Origin of the sequence: Motilibacter deserti (assembly GCF_011250635.1) — a bacterium.
Taxonomy (GTDB): Bacteria; Actinomycetota; Actinomycetes; order Motilibacterales; family Motilibacteraceae; genus Motilibacter_A; species Motilibacter_A deserti.
On record NZ_JAANNP010000184.1, the window covers coordinates 1 to 2,695 of the forward strand.

General features: G+C 75.5%; 4 protein-coding genes and 1 pseudogene. 4 read left to right on the plus strand and 1 reads right to left on the minus strand.

Annotated features, from left to right (window positions below; translation table 11 throughout):
- Nucleotides 1-208 (plus strand): annotated as a pseudogene (locus G9H71_RS22085) (transcriptional regulator); the annotation flags it as partial.
- A 42-nt stretch (nt 209-250) separates the two neighbouring features.
- On the opposite strand, the gene G9H71_RS22090 reads toward G9H71_RS22085, so the two are convergent.
- A complete protein-coding gene (locus G9H71_RS22090; RefSeq protein WP_166284916.1) occupies nt 251-763 on the minus strand; it encodes an AAA family ATPase in 513 nt (170 codons plus the stop codon).
- A gap of 52 nt (nt 764-815) precedes the next feature.
- On the opposite strand from G9H71_RS22090, the gene cmtR reads away from it, so the two are divergent.
- The 3 genes from cmtR to G9H71_RS22105 form a co-directional block, all read left to right on the plus strand.
- Nucleotides 816-1,121, plus strand: a complete 306-nt coding sequence (gene cmtR / locus G9H71_RS22095; RefSeq protein WP_166284917.1) for a Cd(II)/Pb(II)-sensing metalloregulatory transcriptional regulator CmtR — start codon at nt 816-818, stop codon at nt 1,119-1,121.
- A 1-nt stretch (nt 1,122) separates the two neighbouring features.
- On the plus strand, nt 1,123-2,064 hold the full coding sequence (locus tag G9H71_RS22100; RefSeq protein ID WP_166284918.1) for a cation diffusion facilitator family transporter: 942 nt from the start codon (nt 1,123-1,125) through the stop codon (nt 2,062-2,064).
- Nucleotides 2,065-2,167: 103 nt separating this feature from the next.
- Nucleotides 2,168-2,695 (plus strand): TetR/AcrR family transcriptional regulator (locus G9H71_RS22105; RefSeq protein ID WP_196792380.1); only part of this gene is annotated, 528 nt, incomplete at its 3' end.

Genomic DNA, 2,695 nt, shown 5'->3' on the forward strand with positions numbered 1-2,695 from the left:
AGGAACCCGGCGCCTCTACTCGATCGACCCGTCGGGGCTGCGTGCGGCGACCGCCTGGCTGGCCGGCCTCGCCGACCCGCTCGAGCCGTTCGCGCAGCCGCTGGACGCGCTGGCCACCGAGGTCGCGCGCGGCCGGCGGGCCCGCCGGGCCGGGGCGGCCGGCGAGCTCTCGCCGCCGGCGGCCGGCGAGGTCGGCCGTCCGGCCTGAGCGCCGGCCGGTGCGGCCGGGCCGGTGCTGCAGGGCAGGACGTCAGGGCACCTCGCGCACGACGTCGAACCCCTCGTCGCGCAGCAGGCCCGGGCGCAGGAGGGACCGGCGGTGCGCGTGCCGGGCGAGCACGTCTGCCGGGACGTGCTCGTCCGGCGGCCGGGCCGCGTCGCGCGCGAGCAGCTCGTCCAGGCTCAGTGCCGGCAGGAGCAGGGCGACGCTGGGCAGGCCTGCCTCGGCCGCGGCGCGGACGTGCGGCACCCGCTCCCGCCGGCGCAGCTGGGTCGCGTCCGAGAGGTAGCCGGCACCGAAGGCGAGCAGCGCATCGCAGCGGCGGGCGGCGCGGCGTACGGCGGAGAAGGAGTAGTCCTGCAACGGGCGCACGGGCCGGCCCGCCTTTGCGTCCAGCGCCCGGGCCTCGCAGCGCAGGTCGTCCAGACTGATCACGGTCCCCGGGTCCAGGCCGCCCGCGACGAGCCGCCCCCGCAGCGTCGTCTTGCCCGACCCCGCCGCGCCCACGAGGACGACCACGGCCGGGGCGGGTAGCTCGTCCACCGGCCTCCTCGCCGATTGGCGCACGGTTCAGCGTTCGCTGTATCTTCGTTCGGTGCTGACGCTGGAGACCCGAGCCGCCGTCCTGACCCGGCTCGGCCGGGCGCTCGCCGACCCGACCCGCGCCCGGATCCTGCTCGCCCTTGTCGACGGCCCGTCCTACCCCGCGCAGCTGGCCACCGAACTCGGCCTCACTCGGTCCAACGTGTCCAACCACCTCACGTGCCTGCGGGGCTGCGGCCTCGTCGTCGGCACGCCCGAGGGCCGGCAGGTCCGCTACGAGCTCGTCGACGGGCACCTGACGCACGCCCTGCGCGACCTGCTCGAGGTCGCGATCGCCGTCGACTGCGAGAGCGCCTGACATGGGTGCCGGACACGGCCACAGCCACGGGCACGGCCACGGCGCGGGGGCCCACCGGTCCCGGCTGCTCGTCGTGCTCGCGATCACGGCGGCCGTCGTCGTGGTGCAGATCCTCGGCGGCGTGCTGTCCGGCAGCCTCGCCCTGCTCGCGGACGCCGGCCACGCGTTCACCGACGCGGCCGGGCTGCTCATCGCGGTCCTCGCGGTCACGTTCGCCGCGCTGCCCGCGACGTCGCAGCGGACCTTCGGCTACCTGCGGCTGGAGATCCTGGCCGCGGTGTTCAACGCGACCCTGCTCGCGGTCGTCGCCGTCTTCGTGCTGATCGAGGCGGCCCGCCGGTGGTCCGACCCGCCGGAGGTCGCCGGGGGCACGATGCTCGCCTTCGCCCTGGTCGGCCTGGTCGCCAACGCGGTCGGCCTGCTGCTGCTCTCGCGCGGGGCGAAGGAGAGCCTCAACGTCCGCGGCGCCTATCTCGAGGTCCTGGGCGACCTGCTCGGCTCGGCCGCGGTGATCGTGGCCGCCGTCGTCCTCCTCACCACCGGCTACGCGCGTGCCGACGCCATCGCCTCCGCCGCCGTCGCGCTGATGATCGTGCCCCGCGTGTGGTCGCTCCTGCGCGAAGCGATCGACGTGCTCCTGGAGGCCACGCCGCGGGGCGTCGACGTCGCCCACGTCCGCGACCACATCCTCGCCACCCCGGGCGTGCTGGACGTCCACGACCTGCACGTGTGGACGATCACGAGCGGGCTGCCGGTCATGAGCGCGCACATCGTGGTCGAGCCGGGCCGTTCCACCACGGACTGCGCGGACACGCCCGGCTGCGAGAGCAGCATCCTCGACACCCTGCGCGACTGCCTCGCGGAGCACTTCGACGTCGAGCACAGCACCTTCCAGCTCGAGCCCGCGGGGCACCGGGCCCACGAGGACGCCGTCCACCACTGAGGACGTGCTTCGCCCGCCCCGCACAACGCCCGTGGCGGGGCCTTTCCCGGCCGACTCGGCCAGGCTGCTTGACGGGCGGGCGCCCGCTGTCCACGCTCGACCCGTGAAGGCCACGGACGCGGGGTCCCGGCAGCGGATCCGCGACGTCGCCATCCGCGAGTTCGGCCGCGAAGGCTTCGACTCCTCGGTCCGGACGATCGCCACGGCGGCCGGGGTGAGCCCGGCCCTCGTCATGCACCACTTCGGCAGCAAGGCGGGACTGCGCGCCGCGTGCGACGGGGAGGTGCTGCGCATCGTGCGCGAGAGCCGGACGAAGACGCTGATGCGCTCGGACCCCACGAGCATGCTGGCCGCGCTCGCGAGGATCGAGGAGTACGCCCCGGTCCTGGGCTATGTCGTGCACGCGCTGCTCGCGGGCGGGGAGCTGGCCGCCCGGCTGTTCGACCGCATGGTCGAGGACGCCGAGGAATACCTCCGCGAGGGCGTCGCCGCGGGCCGCATCCGGCCCAGCCGGGACGAGGCCGCCCGGGCGCGCTACCTCTGCTACATCGGCGTCGGCGCCCTGCTCGTCCACCTGCGCCGCCACCCGCCGGTGGACGACGGGCTGGCCCCTGCCCTGCAGGCCTACTAC